This window comes from Arenimonas malthae CC-JY-1 (assembly GCF_000747075.1).
In the GTDB taxonomy this organism is placed as follows: Bacteria; Pseudomonadota; Gammaproteobacteria; order Xanthomonadales; family Xanthomonadaceae; genus Arenimonas; species Arenimonas malthae.
Map to the genome: position 1 here is coordinate 133,700 of NZ_AVCH01000001.1, position 20,340 is coordinate 154,039.

The following is a 20,340-nucleotide window of genomic DNA, read 5'->3' on the forward strand; positions in this document are numbered from 1 at the left end:
CCTCCTCCCACGGAGCTTCAACCATGCCGCAACTTCGCATCCGCAAGGTGGCCGTGCTCGGCGCCGGCGTGATGGGCGCGCAGATCGCCGCCCACCTCGCCAACGCCGACGTGGACACCGTCCTGTTCGACCTTCCGGCCAAGGAAGGCAGTCCCAACGGCGTCGTCGAGAAGGCCATCGCCAACCTCGGCAAGCTCTCCCCCGCCCCCTTCGCCAGCAAGGCCAAGGCGGCGGCGATCACGCCGGCCAACTACGACCAGCACCTGGAACTGCTGCGCGACTGCGACCTGATCATCGAGGCCATCGCCGAGCGCATGGACTGGAAGAAGGCGCTCTACGACCGCATCGAGGCCTACGTGGCCCCGCACGCCATCCTGGCCTCGAACACCTCGGGCCTGAGCATCAACGGCCTGGCCGAGGTGCTGCCGGAGTCCATGCACACCCGCTTCTGCGGCGTGCACTTCTTCAACCCGCCGCGCTACATGCACCTCGCCGAGCTCATCCCTTGCGCGAAGACTGACAAGCAAGTGCTTGAAGGGCTTGAGACTTTCCTGGTCACCACCCTGGGCAAAGGGGTGGTCTACGCCAAGGACACGCCGAACTTCATCGGCAACCGCATCGGCGTGTTTTCCATCCTCTCCACCCTGCACCACACGGCCCGGTCGGGCCTGGGCTTCGACGAGGTGGACGCCCTGACCGGCCCCCTGCTCGGCCGCCCGAAGTCGGCGACCTACCGGACGTCCGACGTGGTGGGCCTGGACACCATGGCCCACGTCATCAAGACCATGGCCGACACCCTGCCCGACGACCCCTGGCACCAGTACTTCAAGGCCCCTGACTGGCTGCAGGCGCTGATCGCCAAGGGCGCGCTCGGCCAGAAGACCGGTGCCGGCATCTTCATGAAGAAGGGCAAGGACATCGTGGTGCTGGACCTCAAGGCCCAGGACTACCGCCCGGCCACCGGCGTCGCCGACCCGGAGGTCGTGGCCATCCTCAAGAACAAGGACCCGGCCGCCAGGTTCGCCCAGCTGCGCGCCAGCGGGCACCCGCAGGCGAAGTTCCTGTGGGCGGTGTTCCGCGACCTGTTCCACTACAGCGCCTACCACCTGGCCTCGATCGCCGAGACCGCGCGCGACGTCGACCTGGCCATCCGCTGGGGCTACGGCTGGAGCCTGGGCCCGTTCGAAACCTGGCAGGCCGCCGGCTGGAAGCAGGTGGCCGAGTGGATCGCCGAGGACATCGTGGCCGGCAAGGCCATGTCCAGCGCGCCGCTGCCGGACTGGGTGTTCGACGGCCGCGACGGCGTGCATGGCGCGGACGGCAGCTTCAGCCCGGCCCGCGGCGGCAAGCTGCCGCGCTCCGCCCTGCCCGTCTACCAGCGCCAGCGTTTCCCCGACCCCGTGCTGGGCGAACGCGCCGCGCCGGGCGAAACCGTGTTCGAAACCGACGCGGTGCGCATGTGGCATGACGGCGACGGCATCGCGGTGCTGGGCTTCAAGACCAAGATGAACACCGTCGGCGACGGCGTGCTGGCCGGCGTGCTCGAGGCCGTGGACCGCGCCGAGAAGGACTTCCAGGGCCTGGTGATCTGGCAGCCGAAGGAGCCGTTCTCGGCCGGTGCCGACCTGTCCGGCGCCATGGCCTCGCTGCAGGCCGGCAAGCTGGCCGAGTTCGAGGCCATGGTCGAAACCTTCCAGTCCGCCAGCCAGCGCATCAAGTATTCGCTGGTGCCGGTGGTCGCGGCCGTGCGCGGCCTGGCCCTGGGCGGCGGCTGCGAGTTCCAGATGCATTCGGCCCGCACCGTGTTCGCGCTCGAGAGCTACATCGGCCTGGTCGAGGCCGGCGTGGGCCTGCTGCCGGCCGGCGGCGGCCTGAAGGAAATCGCGCTGCGCGCCGCGCAGGCGGCCGGCCCGGGCGGCGACGTGTTCGCCCAGCTCAAGCCGTACTTCGAGGCCGTGGCGATGGGCAAGGTGTCCACCTCGGCGCTCGAGGCCAAGGAGCTCAAGCTTGCCCGCGAGGGCGACGTGGTGGTGTTCAACGCGTACGAGCTGCTGCACGTGGCCAAGGCCCAGGCCCGCGCCCTGGCCGAGTCGGGCTACCGCCCGCCGCTGCCGGCGCGCGGCATCCCGGTGGCCGGCGACGTCGGCATCGCCACCTTCCGCATGATGCTGGAGAACATGCTCGAGGGCCGCTTCATCTCCGAGCACGACTACGAGGTCAGCAAGCGCATCGCCACCGTGATGTGCGGCGGCGACGTGGACCGCGGCGCGCTGGTGGACGAGGCCTGGCTGCTCAAGCTCGAGCGCGAGCACTTCGTGGCCCTGGCGCAGATGCCCAAGACCCAGGAACGCATCGCCTACATGCTCAAGAACGGCAAGCCGCTGCGCAACTGAGCGACGACAAGGAACCGACCATGACCAAGCAAATCCAGGACGCCTACATCGTCGCCACCACCCGCACCCCGGTGGGCAAGGCCCCGCGCGGCGTCTTCCGCAACACCCGTCCCGACGAAATGCTGGCCCACGTGCTGCGCGCCGTGGTGGACCAGTGCCCCGGCATCGACCCCACCCGCATCGACGACGCCATCATCGGCTGCGCCATGCCCGAGGGCGAGCAGGGCATGAACGTGGCCCGCATCGGCCTGCTGCTGGCCGGCCTGCCGAACGTGATCGCCGCCCAGACCATCAACCGCTTCTGCTCCTCGGGCCTGCAGGCCGTGGCGATGGCGGCCGACCGCATCCGCCTGGGCGAAGCCGACCTGGTGCTGGCCGGCGGCACCGAGTCCATGTCCATGGTGCCGATGATGGGCAACAAGGTGGCCATGAGCCCCAAGGTCTTCCGGGACGACAACGTGGCCATCGCCTACGGCATGGGCATCACCGCCGAGAAGGTCGCCGAGGAGTGGAAGGTCAGCCGCGAGGACCAGGACGCCTTCGCCCTCGCCTCGCACCAGAAGGCCATGGCGGCGCAGGCCGCCGGCGAGTTCACGGCCGAGATCACGCCCTACCAGGTGGTCTCGCGCCAGCCGGTGCTCGGTTCGAACACCGTGAAGCTGCGCGAGCTGCTGGTGAAGGACGACGAGGGTCCGCGCGCCGACACCAGCGCCGAAGGCCTGGCCAAGCTGCGCCCGGTGTTCCGCAACGGCGGTTCGGTGACGGCGGGCAACAGCTCGCAGATGTCCGACGGCGCCGGCGCGGTGATGCTGGCCTCGGCGCAGGCGATCAAGGACTACGGCCTGACCCCGCTGGCGCGTTTCGTCGGCTTCTCGGTCGCGGGCGTGCGCCCGGAAGTGATGGGCATCGGCCCGATCGCCGCCATCCCCAAGGTGCTGCGCCAGGCCGGCCTCACCGCCGACCAGCTGGACTGGATCGAGCTCAACGAAGCCTTCGCCGCGCAGGCCCTGGCGGTGATCCGCACCTGCGAACTGGATCCGTCGAAGGTGAACCCGCTGGGCGGCGCCATCGCCCTGGGGCACCCGCTGGGCGCCACCGGCGCGATCCGCACGGCCACCATCGTGCACGGCCTGCGCCGCCGCCAGCAGAAATACGGCATGGTCACCATGTGCATCGGCACCGGCATGGGCGCCGCGGGCATCTTCGAAGCCCTCTGACCGTCCGCGCTCCGCGAACGAAAACGGGCCCTTCGGGGCCCGTTTTTTTCGCGTGACTCACGCACTGCGACGGCCTTCCCGCCAGTCCTTCCAGGCGTCGCGGGACTGGTACCACCAGTAGCTGAGCTGGGCGCCGACGAAGCCGGCGGGCTTGAGGGCCGAGACCAGGCCGTAGTCGGCGAACTCGCGCCAGCGCGGGTCGCCGTGGGCGATGGCCGAGGCCAGCACTTCGCCGGCGAAGGTGGTGGGCGCCACGCCGTGGCCGCCGAAGGCCTGGGCCAGCCACAGGCCCTCGTCCACCCGGCCGATCTGCGGCATCTGGTGCCGGGCGTAACTCATCAGGCCGGACCAGGCGTGTTCGATGCGCACATCCGCCAGCTGCGGGAATACCCTGAGCAGGTCGCGGCGAAGCAGCCGCTGCACGGCGGCCGGCGAGCGGTCGAGCACCGAGATGCGGCCGCCCCAGAGCAGGCGGGTGTCGGGCAGCGGCCGGTAGTAGTCGAAGGCGAAGCGCGTGTCGTAGATGGCCGCGCGCGTGCGCAACACCTCGCCGAGGCGCGGCCCCAGCGGTTCGGTCACCATGACGTAGGTGGCGATGGGCATCACGCCCGCGTCCACCTCCCGGCGCAGCCCGGCCAGGTAGCCGCCGCAGCCCAGCACCACGTGCCGCGCATGCACCTCGCCCTCGGGCGTGCGCACGCGCCAGCCGTGGCCTTCGCGGTCCAACGCCAGCGCCGGGCTGGCTTCGTGCAGGGACACGCCCTGCCCCGCCGCCACCCGGGCCAGCCCGCGGGCATAAGCCAGCGGATCGAAATGCAGGGCGTTGGCTTCGAACAAGCCTTCGGTATAACGCTCGCTGCGGATCAGCTCCGCCATGCGCGCACGGTCCAGCCATTCCCATTCCACGCCGAAATGCCGGGCCAGCAGCGCCTGCCGCGCCTTGAGCACCGACGGGTCGCGGAACCAGTTCGCCCAGATGACGCCGGCGTCGGTGGCATTGCAGGTGATGCCGTGGCGGGCGATGCGCTGGCGGATCAGTTCGACGGCGTCCTGGGTGCCCTGGTACAGCGCCTGGGCGCGCTGTTCGCCCAGTTCGGCCAGCAGCGCGTCCTCGCCGCGGGAAAAACCGCCGAACACGAAGCCGCCATTGCGGCCGGAGGCGCCGTGGCCCAGCGTCTGCGACTCGAGCAGCACCACGTCGCGCATGCCGCGCTCGGCGAGGCCCAGCGCCGTGTTCAGTCCGGCGAAACCACCGCCGACGATGCACACTTCGGCCTCGCGGCGGCCGGACAGCGCCGGGCACGGGGCCGGCGCGGGCGCGGCGTGGCGGTAGAAGGTCGCGGCATCCATGCGGCGGGGTCCCGTGGTTCAGCGCGCCAGCGCGGCGCGCATGTATTCGCGGGCCGGCTCGGCCAGGTCCTCGTGGTCGAGCGCGAACTCGATGGTCGCCTCGACCAGGCCGATGCGGCTGCCGCAGTCGAAGCGCCGGCCCTGGAAGCGGTAGGCCAGCACGCGTTCTTCCGCCATCAGGGCGGCGATGCCGTCGGTGAGCTGGATCTCGCCACCGGCGCCCGGCTTCGTGCGCTTGAGCAGCTCGAAGATGCGGCCGCTGAGCACGTAACGGCCGACCACGGCCAGGTTGCTGGGCGCGGCTTCCGGGCGGGGCTTTTCGACGATGGCGGTGATCTCGCCGTGGCGGCCGGAAAAATCGCGGGTGGCGACGATGCCGTAGCTGCCGGTCTGTTCCTGCGGCACGTCCTGCACCGCGATCACGCTCGCCGATTCCTTCTCGGCTAGGTCGGCCATCTGGCGCAAGGCGCCGGGTCCCTTGTTCCAGATCAGGTCGTCGGGCAGCAGCACCGCGAAGGGCTCGTCGCCGACCACGGGCTGCGCGCACAGCACCGCGTGGCCCAGGCCCAGCGCCTCGGCCTGGGTGACGAACACGGCGCGCACATGCCGTGGCAGCACGTCGCGGATGACGGCCAGGAGCTCGGACTTGCCGGCCTTCTCCAGCTTCTGCTCGAGCTCGTAGGCCTTGTCGAAGTAGTCGGCCACCGAGTGCTTGTAGCGGTTGGTGACGAAGACCAGGGTGTCGCAGCCGGCCTCGATGGCCTCGTCCACCGCGTACTGGATCAGCGGCTTGTCCACCACCGGCAGCATTTCCTTGGGCACGGTCTTGGTGGCCGGCAGGAAACGCGTACCCAGGCCGGCGACGGGAAAGACGGCTTTGCGGATGCGTTGGCTCATGGGGCCCTCTTCAAACGGGATTGAGGTCTTCGGGGTACGGGTCGTCGCCCTGCGGCGCGCCCGGCCGGTACTCGGGCACCGCCTCGCGCAGCAGGGCCGCCAGCGCCGCTTCCGCGCCCGGGTCGTGCAACAGCGCATCCATCCGGTCGAGCAGGCCCCGCAGGGCGGCGGCATCGGCCTCGCGCGGCTGCGCCTGCAGGATGCGCGGATGGCGCGTGCGCTGGTAGCGCTCGTCGGGGTGGAACAGGATCTCGTGCAGCTTCTCGCCCGGCCTCAGGCCAGTGTAGCTGACCGCGATGTCGATCCCGGGACGCTTGCCGCTGAGCCGGATCATCTGCTCGGCCAGTTCGCGGATGGCCACCGGGCGGCCCATGTCCAGCGCGTACACCGCGCCGCTTTCGTGGCCCAGGCTCACCGAATGCAGGATCAGCTGGCAGGCCTCGGGGATGGTCATGAAATACCGCGTCACTTCCGGGTGGGTCACCGTCACCGGCCCCCCGGCGGCGATTTGCCGGCGGAACAGCGGCACCACGCTGCCGGCCGAATCGAGCACGTTGCCGAAGCGCACGATCGACAGCCGCACCGCGCTGCCGCACAGCTCCGCCTGGCAGGCGAGCTCGGCGAAACGCTTGCTCGCGCCCAGCACGTTGACCGGGTAGATCGCCTTGTCGGTGGAGATCAGCACGAAGTGGCCGACGCCGGCCTCGCGGCAGGCCCGCGCCACCACGGTGGTGCCGCCGACGTTGTTGCGCAGCGCCTCGCGGACCTGCCCTTCCAGCATCGGCACCTGCTTGCAGGCGGCGGCGTGGAAGACGTAATCGATGCCGCCGGCCAGGGCGATGCGGCAGGCGGTGGCGTCGCCGCAATCGGCCAGCAACGGCCGGACCTCGACCTGCGGGAATTCGCGCTGGAGTTCGGTCGTGATCTCGTCGAGCGGCAGTTCGGCGCGTTCGAACAGCAGCACCGAGGCGGCGCCCGCAGCGGCGCACTGGCGCGCCAGCTCCGAGCCGATGGAACCGCCGGCGCCGGTCACCATCACGCGGCGCCCGGCCACGGTGCCGGCGCCCGACTGCGCGTCGAACTGCACCGGCTGGCGGCCCAGCAGGTCCTCGATGCGCACTTCGCTGAGTTCAAGCCGCTGCGGCTTGCCGGCGAGCATGTCGGACAGGCGCGGCACGGTGCGGAACGGCAGGCCGGTTTCGTCGCACAGGGCCACCACGCGCTGCATCTCGGCGGCGCTGGCCGAGGGCATGGCGATGACGATCAGGTTGGGCGCGGTTTCCTGCGCCAGGTACGGCAGCTCGTCGAGCGTGCCCAGTACCGGCACGCTCTGCACCTTGGCACCCTTGAGCGCGACGTTGTCGTCGAGCAGGCCCACGGGCTGGTAGCGGCCGTCGCTGCGCAGGTCGCGCAGCAGGGTTTCGGCGGTGCGGCCGGCGCCCAGCACCAGCACGCGCTTGGCGTCGGCGCGGTGCGAGGCCTGGCGGTAGTCCTTCCACAGCCGGTACAGCAGGCGCGGCAGGCCCAGCATGAACACCAGCGCGATCGGGTATGGGAACAGCACGCGCCGCGGCACGTCCGGCAGCACGCCCAGCAGGAACAGCAGCGCCACGATGAGCAGTACGCCGGCCAGGGCGCCGCGCACCAGGTTGGCCAGGTCGGGCAGGCTCGCGAACCGCCACAGGCCCTGGTACAGGCCCACCGCGCGCAGCACCAGGCCCTGCGTGCCGACCGCCACCAGCAGCTCGATGCCCAGCGACGGCGCCGGCGGCGCGCCGGCCACGCCGGCCAGCCAACGCAAGCCCAGCCAGACCAGCGCCACCATCACCAGGTCGTGCAGCACGATCAGCAGGCGCGGCACCCGGCTCGACAGGGCTCCCAGGTTCAACTTCATCCAACGGACTCCAGGGTTTCGCCCGGGCGCGGCCAGCGGCGGCCCAGGGCGGCGTGCAGCAAGGTTCCCGCGACGTAGGCCAGCGCGCAGGCGGCCAGCGGCCACGGCGGCGCGAGGCCCGCGACCGCGAGCGCCAGCGCGCAGGCGGCCACCGTCCAGGCGGCGTAAAGCGCGCAGACGCCGGCATGGCTCCAGCCATGGGCGACGGCGCGCTGGTAGAGGTGTTCGCGGTGCGCCTGCCAGAGCACCTGCCGGCGGCCTGCCCGTGCCACCAGCGTGAGGCCGGCGTCGATCAGCATCACCGACGGCGGCAACAGCAGCAGCCAGGCCTGCCCGGCTTCAAGCTGCGACGCGGCCACCAGGCCCAGCGCCGCCACGCCGTAACCCAGCGCATGGCTGCCCACGTCGCCCAGGAACAGCCGCGCGCGCGGGAAATTCAGCGGCAGGAAACCCAGGCACGCCGCGGCCAGGGCCACGGCAAGCCAGCCCAGGCCCGGCGCGGACGGCGCCAGCAAGGCCAGCCCCAGTGCCGCCAGCAGCGCCTGCGTGGTGGCCATGCCGTTGCTGCCGTCCAGGAAGTTCCAGACGTTCACCAGGCCGACCACGAACAGCAGGGCGACGGCGGTGCCGAGCGGATGCCCGAGCCATTCCGGCAGCAGCGGGAACGCCCAGGCCAGGCTCAGGCCACCGGCCGCCTGCAGCAGCAGCTTCAATGCCGGCGGCAGTGGCCTCAGGTCGTCGGCCAGGCCGGCGCCCGCGCACAGCACCAGGCCCAGCGCGAACGCCTCCCTGCCCTCGCCCAGCCAGGCCGACGCCAGCAGCAGCACCACCGCGATGCCGATGCCGCCGCCGCGCGGCGTGGGCACCTGGTGCAGGCGGCGCTCGCCCGGGTGGTCGACATGGCCGCGGTGCAGCGCCCAGCCGCGCCAGCCCCAGGCCAGCAGGAAGGAGGCCGCCAGCGAGGCGATCGCCAGCATCCACAGGGGCGGCATGGGGTTCACTCGCTGACCGCGCCGTGCACCGGCTTGATGCTGCCCCAGGACTTGCAGCCCGGGCACTGCCAGTGGTGCGCCCGCGCGCCGAAGCCGCAGCGCTGGCAGCGGTAGCCCGGCGTGCGCACGACCAGCTGTTCGGTGATCTGCTTGAGCGTCTTGAGCGCGACGGCCGGGTCGGTGTCGGCGTCACGCAGGCTCAGTTCGATGAAGGCCGCCTCGCCGCGCACCGAGGGCCGCTCCTTGAGTTGCCGCGACAGGAAGGCCAGCGCGGCGGTCTTGCCCTCCTCGCGCTCGATCATGCGCGAGATCGCCAGCACCGGCGACACGCCCGGGTAGTGTTCGATCATCTCCATCAGGAAACCGCGGGCGCGCGCGCCTTCGCCGCGGCGCTCGTAGCAGCCGAGCAGCGGTTCCAGGATTTCCGGCAGGAATTCGATGTCATGGCGGGCCACGCGTTCGAAGGCGCGGATGGCGGCGGCGTCGTTGCCCGCGGCCAGTTCAAGGCGGCCTTCGACCAGGCCCGCGCGCACCGAGTGGCTGTCGGCGGCGTAGGCATCGGCCACGTGCTGGCGCGCCTGGTCGATGTCGCCGGCCAGCCGCGCCTTCTCGGCCAGTTCGCAGTGGAACTGGGCGACGAGCTTGCCCATCGGTTCGCCGCCGGCGCTTTCCAGCTGGCGCGCGTGTTCGATCGCCTTACCCCAGTCGCGCTCGGCCTGGTAGATCGAGATCAGGTGGCGCAGCGCCTGCGGCGCCAGCACGCCCATGCGCACCAGGTCGGTGAACAGGGTCTCGGCGCGGTCGAGCAGGCCGGCGCGCATGTAGTCCTCGCCCAGGGCCAGCACGGCGCGGGTCTTCTGCTCGTCGCTCAGCCCGGGCCGGGCCACCAGGCTCTGGTGCAGGCGGATCGCGCGATCCACTTCGCCGCGGCGACGGAACAGGTGGCCGAGCGCGAACTGGGTTTCCACCGTGTCCTTGTCCACGGCGGCGATCTGCAGGAAGACTTCGATGGCCTTGTCCTGCTGTTCGTTGAGCAGGTAGTTCAGGCCCCGGAAATAAGTGTTCGACAGGCGCGAGACGCGGGCGCCGCCGCGACGCTCGCCGCCACGGCGGCCCGCCAGCCAGCCGCCACCCGCCGCGACCGGCAGCAGGAGCAACAGCCAGGCCAGTTCAGTCATGGGATTCCGTGCCGGAGGCCGGCGTGGCGGCCAGGGGCTGGCCACGCCGCAGGCGGTGGCGCAGCGGCCAGATGACGGTGGCGGTGAGCACGAAGCCGGCCAGCAGGGCGCCGGCCAGCAGGGCCAGCAGCAGGCTGGTGCCCAGGGAAAGGGTGTCGATGCTCAGGAAACCCAGGTCGATGCGGACGGGGTCGCGGTTGAGCGCGCCGAACAGCACGCCGAAGGCAACGAAGAGCAGCGCGAGAATGGCCTTGATCAGTCGCATCCGCGGGAAGTCCGGTTCCGGGCACCGGCAAGCTTAGCCCATTGCGGGCCCCAAGCTCAGCCTTCGGAGGCCACCGGAGCGCCGTTGACCCGGTCGCGCAGTTCCTTGCCGGGCTTGAAATGCGGGACGTACTTTCCGGGCAGGGCCACGGAGTCGCCGGTCTTGGGATTGCGGCCCAGGCGCGGCGGACGGAAATGCAGGGAGAAGCTGCCGAAGCCGCGGATCTCGATGCGCTCCCCCTGCGTCAGGGCACCGCTCATCATCTCGAGCAGGGTCTTGACGGCCAGGTCCACGTCGTCGGCCTTGAGATGGGCCTGGCGACGCGACAGCACCTCGATCAGTTCGGACTTGGTCATCTCCGGGCGGTCCCTCGGTCGGTTCTGGGGTGGCGGCGTGGCCCGGGTTTCCCCGGGCCACGCGCCGGTACAGCGGGCTTACTCGCCCTTGTTCAGCTGCTCGCGCAGCAGGGCGCCCAGCTTGGTGGTGCCGGAGGACGCGTCGAAGGACTTGTTGACCTCCGCCATCGTCTCCTGCAGCTCGGCCTCGTCCTTGGCGCGGATCGAGAGCTGCATGGTGCGGCCCTTGCGGTCCATGCCCATGTACTTGGCTTCGACCTTGTCGCCGACCTTCAGGTACTGGGTGGCGTCCTCGACGCGCTCCTTGGCGATGTCGTTGGCACGGATGTAGCCCTCGACGCCGCCCTCGAGCTCGATGGTCGCACCGCGGGCGTCGACTTCCTTGACCACGCCGTTGACGATCGAACCCTTCTGGGTGCCGGCCATGTACTGGCCCACCGGATCCTGCTCGAGCTGCTTGACGCCCAGCGAGATGCGCTCGCGCTCGGGGTCGACGGCCAGCACGACGGCTTCCAGGTTGTCGCCCTTCTTGAAGTTGCGGACGACGTCTTCGCCGGTGGTGTTCCAGGAGATGTCGGACAGGTGCACCAGGCCGTCGATGCCGCCGTCCAGGCCGATGAAGATGCCGAAGTCGGTGATCGACTTGATCTGGCCGGAAACCTTGTCACCCTTCTTGTGCAGGGCCGAGAAGGCCTCCCACGGGTTCGGGGTGCACTGCTTGATGCCCAGCGAGATGCGGCGGCGCTCGCCGTCGACGTCCAGGACCATCACCTCGAGCTCGTCGCCCAGCTGGACGACCTTCGACGGGTTGACGTTCTTGTTGGTCCAGTCCATCTCGGACACGTGCACCAGGCCTTCCACGCCCGGCTCGATCTCGACGAACGCGCCGTAATCGGTGACGTTGGAGACCTTGCCGAACAGGCGGGCGCCGGTCGGGTAGCGACGGGCGATGTTGTCCCACGGATCGTCGCCCAGCTGCTTCAGGCCCAGCGAGACGCGGTTGCGCTCGCGGTCGAACTTCAGCACGCGCACGTCGAGCTCGTCGCCGACGTTGACGACTTCGGACGGGTGGCGCACGCGCTTCCAGGCCATGTCGGTGATGTGCAGCAGGCCGTCGATGCCGCCCAGGTCCACGAACGCGCCGTAATCGGTGAGGTTCTTGACGACACCCTTGATGACGGCACCTTCCTGCAGGCGCTCCATCAGCTGCTCGCGCTCGACGCTCGACTCGGACTCGACCACCGCGCGGCGGGAGACGACGACGTTGTTGCGCTTGCGGTCGAGCTTGATGATCTTGAACTCGAGTTCCTTGCCCTCGAGGTAGCCCGGGTCGCGGACCGGGCGCACGTCGACCAGCGAACCCGGCAGGAACGCGCGGACGTCGCGGATGTCGACGGTGAAGCCGCCCTTGACCTTGCCGGAGATGCGGCCGGTGACGATCTCGCCGGCTTCCATGGAAGCCTCGAGTTCGTCCCACACCATGGCGCGCTTGGCCTTCTCGCGCGACAGCACGGTCTCGCCGAAGCCGTTCTCGAGGTACTCGAGGGCGACCTTGACGGTGTCGCCGACGGCGACTTCGAGCTCGCCGGCTTCGTTACGGAACTGCTCGATGGGGATGATGCCCTCGGACTTCAGGCCGGCATTGATGACGACCACGTCCGAACGCACCTCGACCACGGTGCCGGAGACGATGGCGCCCGGCTTGAGCTTGGAGAGGGCGTTCTGGCTCTGCTCGAACAGTTCAGCGAAAGATTCAGTCATTGTTGGATACTCGGTTGGACACACGGGCCGGCGGCTCCGCCGCGACCCACCTGTTGGCGCTGGATGCGCGTGGGAATACCCCGCGCCATCGGGCGCGGGACCGTTTCTGCCTGGGAAGTCGCCCCCGTGGGGACGGGATGCGCCGGGGGATCAGTCCTGGCGGGGCTGGCGGAGTTTTTCCGGCAGCACAGCCAACACGCGCTCGATCACCTCGGTGATGGGCGTGCCGGTGGAGTCCACGACCACCGCGTCGTCCGCGGGTCTCAGGGGCGCCACCGCACGCCCGGCATCGCGCTCGTCGCGAGCGGCGATTTCGTGCAGCAGACTGTCAAGATTAACCGAAACCCCTTTTTCCTTCAACTGCTTATGCCGCCTTTTGGCCCTTTCCTCGGCGCTTGCCGTCAGGAAGACCTTGTAGGGGGCGTCGGGGAAGATGACGGTGCCCATGTCCCGGCCGTCGGCCACCAGGCCGGGGGCGCGCCGGAACCGGTGCTGCAGGTCCACCAGGGCGGCCCTCACCGGGGGGTGGGCGGCGATGGCCGAGGCCGCCGCGCCGGCCGTTTCCATGCGCAGCTGGCGGGTGGCGTCCTTGCCGTTGACGATCACGTGGGGCTCGCCGGCGCCCTGGGTCTCGAACCGGATCTCGGTGCGGGCGGCGCACTGGGCCACCGCCTCGGCGTCGCTCAGGTCCACCCCCTCCCAAGCTGCGGCCAGGCCGACCGCCCGGTACAGGGCGCCGGAATCGAGGTAATGCCAGCCGAGGCGTTCGGCCACGGCGCGACTGATGGTGCCCTTGCCGGAACCGGAGGGGCCATCGATGGTGAGCACGGGGATGCGGGGCATGGCCGGGATTCTAGAGGATGGGCGGGGCCGCCCGCAGGCCGAAGCCGGCCGAGCGGGCCAATTCGACGAAACCGGGGAAGGACGTGGCCACGTTGGCGCAGTCGCCGATGCGCACCTCGCCCGAGGCGAGCTGGGCGGCGATGGCCAGGCTCATGGCGATGCGGTGGTCGCCGTGGCTGTCGGCCTGCCCGCCGGCCAGGCGGCCGCCGCGGATATGGGCTCCGTCGGGGGTTTCGCTGATGTCGGCGCCCAGGGCGCGCAGGGCCGAGGCCATGACCGCGATGCGATCCGACTCCTTCACGCGCAGCTCGGCCGCGCCGCTGACCCGGGTTTCGCCCTCGGCCAGCGCGGCGGCCACGAACAGCGCCGGGAACTCGTCGATCATGTCCGGCACCAGGGCTTCGGGCACGGCGATGCCGCGCAGGCGGGCGTGCCGGACCCGCAGGTCGGCCACCGGTTCACCGCCCTGCTCGCCGGCGCCGGATTCGCTGATGTCGGCGCCCATCAGGCGCAGCGCGGCCAGCAGGCCGGTGCGCCGCGGGTTCATGCCGACCCGGCGCAGCAGCAGGTCGGACCCCGGGACCAGCGAGGCGGCGACCAGGAAAAACGCGGCCGAGGAGAAATCCGCCGGTACCTGCACGTCGGTGGCGCGCAGGCGGTGGCCACCTTCGAGGCGGGCCAGGCCGGGCGAAAAGCGCACCGGCCAGCCGAAGGCCGAGAGCATGCGCTCGGTGTAGTCGCGGGTGGGGTGCGGTTCGCGCACCACGGTTTCGCCGCGGGCGTACAGGCCCGCCAGCAGGACCGCGGATTTCACCTGCGCGCTGGCAACAGGCAATTCATAATCAATGGCTTGCAAGCCATTGTTAGCGAGGATTCTAAGTGGCGGCAACCCGCCCTCGCGCGCCTCGATGCGGGCGCCCATGCGGCGCAGTGGCTCGATCACGCGGCCCATCGGCCGGCGCGAAAGCGAGGCATCACCCACCAACTCGCTGTCGAAGGCCTGGCCAGCCAGCAGCCCGGCCAGCAGGCGCATGCCGGTGCCGGCGTTGCCGCAATCGAGCGGGCCGGCGGCGGCGCGAAGGCCGTGCAGGCCGACGCCGTGGATCCGTCGCCGGCTCGGGCTGGGCGCCTCGATGCGCACGCCCAGCTGGCCGAAGATGGCGGCGGTGGCCCGGGTGTCCTCGCCTTCAAGGAAGCCTTCGACCGACGATTCTCCCTCGGCGATCGCCGCGAGCATCACCGCGCGGTGCGAGACCGACTTGTCGCCCGGCACGGTGATTTCACCGGTAAGCGCCTTGCCCTGCCCGGCCAGCCAGTCCAGCGGCGCGCCGCTCACGCCAGCACCTCGTCGAGCGCCTGGAGAAGCCGGCGGTTTTCCTCGCGCGTGCCCACCGTCAGGCGCAGGCAGGTGGGCAGGCCATAACCCGCCATGGGCCGTGGCACGACGCCGCGGGCGACCAGGCCGGCTTCGAGCGGCGCCGCATCGCGGCCGAAATCCACCAGCAGGAAGTTGGCCTGGGACGGCGACACGGCCAGCTCGCGCGCCAGCAGCGCATCGGCCAGGGCCTCGCGTTCCGCGGCATTGGCGCGGCGCACGTACTCGACGTGGGCGGTGTCGGCCAGCGCTGCTTCGCAGGCCGCCAGCGCGGGGCCGTTGACGTTGAACGACTCGCGCAGCCGCTCCATCACCGCCACCAGGCCGGGCGCGGCCAGCAGGTAGCCGGCGCGCAGCCCGGCCAGGCCGTGCGCCTTGGAGAAGGTGCGCGTGACCACCAGGTTCGGGAAGCGCGGCAGCAGCCGCACCGCGGAGGGCAGCGCCGGGTCGGTGACGTATTCGAGGTAGGCCTCGTCCACCACCACCAGCGCCGTGCGCGGCACCCGGTCCAGGAAGCCCTCGAAGGCGGCGCCGGTGAACCAGGTGCCAGTGGGGTTGTTGGGGTTGGCCAGGTAGACCACGCGCGTCTGCGGCGTGATGGCGGCGGCCAGGGCTTCGAGGTCGTGGCCGCGGGCCATGGCGTGCCCGGCCGGCAGGGCCTCGGCAAGCACCAGGCGCGCCCCCGCCGCCTGCGCGGCCAGCGCGTACACGGCGAAGCCATAGCGCGAGGCCACCACGTCCAGGCCCGGGCCGGCGAAAGCCTGGGCCAGCATCATCAGCAATTCGTGCGAGCCATTGCCCAGCAGCACGCGCGCCGGCTCCAGGCCATGGTGGGCCGCGATGGCGCGCTTGAGGTCGCCGCCCAGCGGGTCCGGGTAGCGGTGGATGTCGGCCAGCGCGGCCGCCGCGGCGGCGCGCGCCGCCGGGCTGGGGCCCAGGCTGTTTTCGTTCGAGCCCAGTTCGACCAGGCTGGCGTGGGCGCGGCGCAGGGCCACCAGGTCCAGGCCCGGGTCGTAGGCCCGCAGGCGTTGCAGGCCCGGCTGGGCCAGGGCGGCGAAGGCGGCCTCGTCCATGCTCAGAGCAGCGCCACCGGGTAGGACCCGAGGACCTTGATGTCGGTGGCGTATTCGCCCAGCTCGGCCAGCGCATCGGCGACGGGGCCGTCCTGCACGTGGCCGCCGACGTCGATGAAGAAGGCGTACTGCCAGCGCCCGGTGTGCGCGGGGCGCGATTCGATGCGGTTCATGCTGACGCCGTGGCGCGCGAACGGGCTGAGCACGTTGTAGAGCGCGCCGGGCTGGTCGCGCACGTACACCAGCAGCGAGCTGCGGTCATGGCCGCTGGGCGGGAACAGTTCTCGGCCCAGCACCAGGAAGCGCGTGGTGTTGTCCGGCCGGTCCTCGATGGGACCGGCGATGGACTTGAGGCCGTACACATGGCCGGCGTTTTCGCCGGCGATGGCGGCCGAGTCGTCGGCACCACGGGCGCGGCGCGCCGCCTCGGCATTGCTCGAGACCGCAATCTTCTCGGCCTTGGGCAGGTGCTGGCGCAGCCAGGCCTTGGACTGGGCCAGGGACATCGGGTGCGAATACACCCGCTCGATGTCCTCGAGCCGGCCGGTGCGCGACATCAGGTACTGGTGCACGGCCAGTTCGACCTCGCCGCAAATCTTCAGCGACGAGGTCAGGAACATGTCCAGCGTGGACTGGATGGTGCCCTGCCCCGAGTTTTCCACCGGCACCACGCCGAAATCGGCATGCCCGGCCTCGACCTCCTGGAACACTTCCTCGATGCTGCCCAGCGGCAGGCCCTTGGCCGAATGGCCGAAGTGCTTGTGCAGCGCCTGCTGCGAGAAGGTGCCCTCGGGCCCGAGGTAGCCGACCTTGAGCGGCTCCTGCTGGGCGAGGCAGGCCGACATGATTTCCCGGAACAGGCGCAGCAGCACTTCGTCGCTGAGCGGGCCGTCGTTGCGGTCGAGCACCTGGCGCAGCACCTGCGCCTCGCGCTCGGGGCGGTAGTAGTCCACCGCCGCCTTGAGCGGACCCTTGGCCTTGCCGACCTGGTGCGCCCAGCGGGCGCGCTCGGCGATCAGCGCCTGGATCTGGCGGTCGATGCCGTCGATGCGCTCGCGCACCTCCGACAGCACCGGCGGCGCCTTGGGGGCGGGCGGTTTGCGCGACTTGCCCGGTGGTGGCTTGCGGCTGGGCATGGCTCAGCCGTGGCGCCGCGCGAAGTCGGCCATGAAGTCCACCAGCGCCTGCACGCCCGCCTCGGGCATGGCGTTGTAGATCGAGGCGCGGATGCCGCCGACCGCGCGATGGCCCTTCAGGCCCAGCAGGCCGGCGGCCTCGGCCTCCTTCAGGAAGGCCTTCTCGCGGGCCTCGTCGGGCAGGAAGAAGGGCACGTTCATCCACGAGCGCGCCGAGGGCTGCACGGTGTTGCGGTAGAAACCGCCGGAACCGTCGATGGCCGAATACAGCAGGGCCGCCTTGCGGCCGTTGCGCTCGCCCATCGCGGCCGCGCCGCCCTGGGCCTTCACCCACTGCAGCACCAGGCCCAGCACGTACCAGGCGAAGGTGGGCGGGGTGTTGAACATGGAATCGTTCTTGGCCTGGTTGAGCAGCTCGAAGATCGGCGGCAGCTCGCGGCCGTGCCTGCCCAGCAGGTCCTTGCGGACGATGGCGATGGCCAGGCCCGAGGGGCCGAGGTTCTTCTGGGCGCCGCCGTAGAGCACGCCGAAGCGCGAGACGTCCATCGGCCGCGACAGGAAGTTCGAGGACACGTCGGCCACCAGCGGCACGCCGCCGGCGTCGGGGATGTCGTGGAACTCGACGCCGTGGATGGTTTCGTTCGGGGTGTAGTGCAGGAAGGCAGCGCTGGGGTCGAGTTGCCAGCCGGCGCGGTCGGGGATGGACGTATAGCCGCCGTCCTTCGCGCTGGCGGCCACGCGGGCCTTGAGCGAGGGCTTCATGTTTTCCAGGGCTTTCTCGCCCCAGTGGCCGGTCAGCACGAAGTCGGCGCCCTGCGCGGGGCCGGCCAGGTTCAGGGCCAGCAGCGCCGAGAGCGTGGTGGCGCCACCCTGCAGGAACAGCACGTAGTAGTCGTCCGGGATCGCCATCAGCTCGCGCAGGTCGCGCTCGGCGGCGGCGGCGCAGTCGATGAAGGCCTTGCCGCGGTGGCTGACCTCCATGACCGAGGCACGCTCGCCCTGCCACTCGAGCAGTTCGGCCTGGACCTGGCGAAGCACGGGTTCGGGCAGCGCGGCCGGGCCGGCGCTGAAGTTGAAGGCGCGTGACATGGGGGAACACCTCGCGGGAATGCGTTGGCAAATTAGCACGGCGTCGCCGCGCCTCGGAAGACGACTCAACCGACGATGCGCGCGGTCCCGGAGAGCAATTGCTCGAACTCGTCGGCCGGCAGGGCCGGCGAGAACAGATACCCCTGCCCGTACTGGCAGCCGATGGCGCGCAGGCGCTCGCGCTGGGCCGGGGTTTCGATGCCCTCGGCGGTCAGGGCCAGGCCCAGTTCGTCGGCGAAGCTGGTGATGGTTCGCACGATGGCGCGGTGGCGCGGGTTGGTTTCGATGTCGCGGATGAACACCTGGTCCATCTTCAGGGCGTCGAAGGGCGAGGCCGCGAACGATTCCAGCGACGAATAGCCCGTGCCGAAGTCGTCCACCACCAGCCCCACCCCCAGCGCCTTGAGCGACAGCAGCCGCTGCTCGGCCTGGCCGCGGCCGGCGCGGAAGGCGGTTTCGGTCACTTCCAGGCGCAGGCGGTCGGGCGGGATGCGGTGCGACTGCAGCAAGGTGAACACCTCCTCGACGATGCCGGGCGACACCATCTGCCGCTCGTCCACGTTGACGTTCATCGACAGCGCGGCGAAGTCCGGCACCCGCGCGCGCCAGTCGCCGAGCTGGCGGCAGGCCTCGCGCAGCACCCAGGCATCGAGGTCGACGATCAGGCCGGTCTCCTCGGCGAGCGGAAGGAAGTCGGCGGGCGTGAGCAGGCCTCGGCGGGGGTGCCACCAGCGCACCAGCGCCTCGGCGCCCACCAGCCGCCCGCTGGCCAGCTCGACGATGGGCTGGTAATGCAGGCGGAATTCGGCGCGCTCGAAGGCCAGCCGGAAGTCGGTTTCCAGCTGCAGGCGGCTCAGCGCCTCCTGGTGCATGCCTTCGTCGAACACCACGAAGCCCGACTTGCCGACGGCCTTGGCCCGGTACATGGCGGTGTCGGCGTCGCGCAGCACCTGGTCGGGCGATTCGTATTCGCGGCGGCCCACGACGATGCCCACGCTGGCCGAGGAAAACACCTGCTGGCCGCCCACGTCGAAGGGCTGCTCGAACAGGCCGATCACGGCGCGGGCGATCGCCATGGCGCGGTCGCGGTCGCAGCGGCCGTCGGGCAGCAGGGTGAACTCGTCGCCGCCGTAGCGGGCGATCAGCACGTCCCTGAGCAGCGAGTCCTCGAGCCGGCGGGCGATCTGCACAAGCAGCCGGTCGCCGGCGCCATGGCCCAGGCTGTCGTTGACCCACTTGAAGCCGTCCAGGTCGAGGAAGAGCACGGCATAGGACGGGTCGCCGCCGCGGCTGGCCTCCAGCATGGCCCCGGCCAGCCGCTGGTTGAACAGCATGCGGTTCGGCAGGCCGGTGAGCGGGTCATGGGTGGCGTGGTAACGCAGGCGCTCCTCGGCCTCGCGCTGGCGGGTGATGTCTAGCACGGTGCCGGTGAGGTGCTCCACCCCGTCCAGCAGCACCGGCCCGATGCTCACCTTCACGTGCACGCGGCGGCCTTCGCGATGGATCAGCACGGTCTCGAAATCAGGCGGCACGGGACGGCCGGCCAGCCGGTCCTGGTTGCGGCGCTCGGACTGCGGCACGGCATCGGGCGCCATGATTTCGCGGTAGCCACGCCCCACCAGGTCGTCCTCGCGGTAACCGAGCATCTGGGCGAAGGCCTGGTTGGCGTAGGTGTAGCGATCGCCGGCCATGATGAACACGCCCACCTGGCTGTGCTCGACCAGGGTGCGGTACTTGCTCTCCGAACGCAGCAACGCCTGCTCGGCTTCGACCTGGGCGGTGATGTCCACCAGCGAGCCTTCGAAGAACAGCACCTGGCCGGCCTCGCCGAAGATGGCGCGGCTGTTCTCGCTCACCCAGATCACCGCGCCGTCGCGGCGCCGCACCCGGGCGCGCTCGCGCTCCAGGCGCTCGCCGGCCAGCAGGCGCGCGTGCACGCGCGCCCCGTGCGCGGCGTCGACGTACATCGAAGCCGCGTCGCGCCCCCGCTCGGCCAGCAGTTCGGCCGGCGAGGCGAAGCCGAGGATGCGCGCCATCGCCGGGTTCACGTCGAGGAAACCGCCGCCGGGAAGGCTGCGGTAGATGCCTTCCGACGCCGCCAGGTAAAGCGATCGGTAGAAGCCGTCGGGCACCACGGCCTCGTCCGTCGGCGGCGCCGCCTGGTCGGGGTCCAGGTGCACCAGGCAGAACACCACCGTTTCGCCGCCGTCGCGGGCGAACTCCACGCTCAGGTGGCCCGGGCGCAGCCGGCCGTCGGCGCAGGCCAGGCTCATGGGTAGCGCAACGGCCCGCTGCTCGGCGCGCAGCACGCTCCAGATCCGGGCGCGGAAGGCGGGGTCGGGCCACAGGCCGATTTCGATCGGCAGCCGGCCTATCACCTGTTCGCGACGGTAGCCGGTGCTACGCTCGAACGCGGCGTTGACGCCGAGGAAGACGCCATCGCTGCCGCGCATCACCGCCACCACGCTGGTGGATGATTCGAACGCCTCGGCCAGGCGCATCCTTTTTCCCCCAGGACCCC

Annotated in this window: 15 protein-coding genes and 1 pseudogene; 2 read left to right on the forward strand and 14 right to left on the reverse strand. The window is 70.8% G+C overall.

What is annotated here, in order from left to right; translation table 11 throughout:
- Positions 1–23: 23 nt before the first annotated feature.
- Together N790_RS00630 and N790_RS00635 are read left to right on the forward strand one after the other, a co-directional pair.
- The gene (locus N790_RS00630) at positions 24–2,393 is read left to right on the forward strand and encodes a 3-hydroxyacyl-CoA dehydrogenase/enoyl-CoA hydratase family protein (protein WP_043799534.1); all 2,370 of its coding nucleotides are present in this window, start codon (positions 24–26) and stop codon (positions 2,391–2,393) included.
- A 20-nt stretch (positions 2,394–2,413) separates the two neighbouring features.
- Positions 2,414–3,610 carry an acetyl-CoA C-acyltransferase gene (locus tag N790_RS00635; RefSeq protein ID WP_043799536.1) on the forward strand — a complete coding sequence of 399 codons (1,197 nt, stop codon included), beginning with the start codon at positions 2,414–2,416 and terminating at the stop codon, positions 3,608–3,610.
- A gap of 57 nt (positions 3,611–3,667) precedes the next feature.
- Here the strand turns inward: N790_RS00635 and N790_RS00640 are convergent, their stop codons facing one another.
- The 14 genes and pseudogenes from N790_RS00640 to N790_RS00705 form a co-directional block, all read right to left on the reverse strand.
- The gene (locus N790_RS00640) at positions 3,668–4,960 is read right to left on the reverse strand and encodes an NAD(P)/FAD-dependent oxidoreductase (RefSeq protein ID WP_043799539.1); all 1,293 of its coding nucleotides are present in this window, start codon (positions 4,958–4,960) and stop codon (positions 3,668–3,670) included.
- Between the two features lie 18 nt (positions 4,961–4,978).
- The gene (gene galU / locus N790_RS00645) at positions 4,979–5,857 is read right to left on the reverse strand and encodes a UTP--glucose-1-phosphate uridylyltransferase GalU (protein WP_043799540.1); all 879 of its coding nucleotides are present in this window, start codon (positions 5,855–5,857) and stop codon (positions 4,979–4,981) included.
- Positions 5,858–5,867: 10 nt separating this feature from the next.
- Positions 5,868–7,751: a polysaccharide biosynthesis protein gene (locus N790_RS00650; protein ID WP_043799542.1), complete on the reverse strand. Its 1,884-nt coding sequence runs from the start codon at positions 7,749–7,751 to the stop codon at positions 5,868–5,870.
- Positions 7,748–8,743 carry an MraY family glycosyltransferase gene (locus N790_RS00655; RefSeq protein WP_156969862.1) on the reverse strand — a complete coding sequence of 332 codons (996 nt, stop codon included), beginning with the start codon at positions 8,741–8,743 and terminating at the stop codon, positions 7,748–7,750. The genes N790_RS00650 and N790_RS00655 overlap by 4 nt, the downstream gene beginning before the upstream one ends.
- A 5-nt stretch (positions 8,744–8,748) precedes the next feature.
- Positions 8,749–9,921, reverse strand: coding sequence for a lipopolysaccharide assembly protein LapB (gene lapB / locus N790_RS00660; RefSeq protein ID WP_043799544.1), 1,173 nt, complete (start codon positions 9,919–9,921; stop codon positions 8,749–8,751).
- Positions 9,914–10,186 carry a lipopolysaccharide assembly protein LapA domain-containing protein gene (locus N790_RS00665; protein ID WP_052385556.1) on the reverse strand — a complete coding sequence of 91 codons (273 nt, stop codon included), beginning with the start codon at positions 10,184–10,186 and terminating at the stop codon, positions 9,914–9,916. The genes lapB and N790_RS00665 overlap by 8 nt, the downstream gene beginning before the upstream one ends.
- A 56-nt stretch (positions 10,187–10,242) precedes the next feature.
- Positions 10,243–10,551: pseudogene (locus N790_RS00670) on the reverse strand (integration host factor subunit beta); the annotation flags it as partial.
- Between the two features lie 69 nt (positions 10,552–10,620).
- Positions 10,621–12,303: a 30S ribosomal protein S1 gene (rpsA, locus tag N790_RS00675; RefSeq protein WP_043799548.1), complete on the reverse strand. Its 1,683-nt coding sequence runs from the start codon at positions 12,301–12,303 to the stop codon at positions 10,621–10,623.
- Positions 12,304–12,453: 150 nt separating this feature from the next.
- Positions 12,454–13,146 carry a (d)CMP kinase gene (cmk, locus tag N790_RS00680; protein WP_043799551.1) on the reverse strand — a complete coding sequence of 231 codons (693 nt, stop codon included), beginning with the start codon at positions 13,144–13,146 and terminating at the stop codon, positions 12,454–12,456.
- Between the two features lie 10 nt (positions 13,147–13,156).
- A complete protein-coding gene (gene aroA, locus N790_RS00685; protein ID WP_043799553.1) occupies positions 13,157–14,482 on the reverse strand; it encodes a 3-phosphoshikimate 1-carboxyvinyltransferase in 1,326 nt (441 codons plus the stop codon).
- Entirely contained in the window at positions 14,479–15,594 is a 1,116-nt protein-coding gene (gene hisC / locus N790_RS00690) for a histidinol-phosphate transaminase (RefSeq protein WP_156969863.1), read from the reverse strand. The genes aroA and hisC overlap by 4 nt, the downstream gene beginning before the upstream one ends.
- 2 nt (positions 15,595–15,596) lie before the next feature.
- On the reverse strand, positions 15,597–16,730 hold the full coding sequence (gene pheA, locus N790_RS15805) for a prephenate dehydratase (RefSeq protein ID WP_043799557.1): 1,134 nt from the start codon (positions 16,728–16,730) through the stop codon (positions 15,597–15,599).
- A gap of 3 nt (positions 16,731–16,733) precedes the next feature.
- Complete coding sequence (gene serC / locus N790_RS15810) at positions 16,734–17,819, reverse strand: 3-phosphoserine/phosphohydroxythreonine transaminase (protein WP_043799559.1); 1,086 nt, start codon at positions 17,817–17,819, stop codon at positions 16,734–16,736.
- Between the two features lie 65 nt (positions 17,820–17,884).
- On the reverse strand, positions 17,885–20,320 hold the full coding sequence (locus tag N790_RS00705) for a sensor domain-containing protein (RefSeq protein ID WP_052385557.1): 2,436 nt from the start codon (positions 20,318–20,320) through the stop codon (positions 17,885–17,887).
- Between the last annotated feature and the right edge of the window lie 20 nt (positions 20,321–20,340).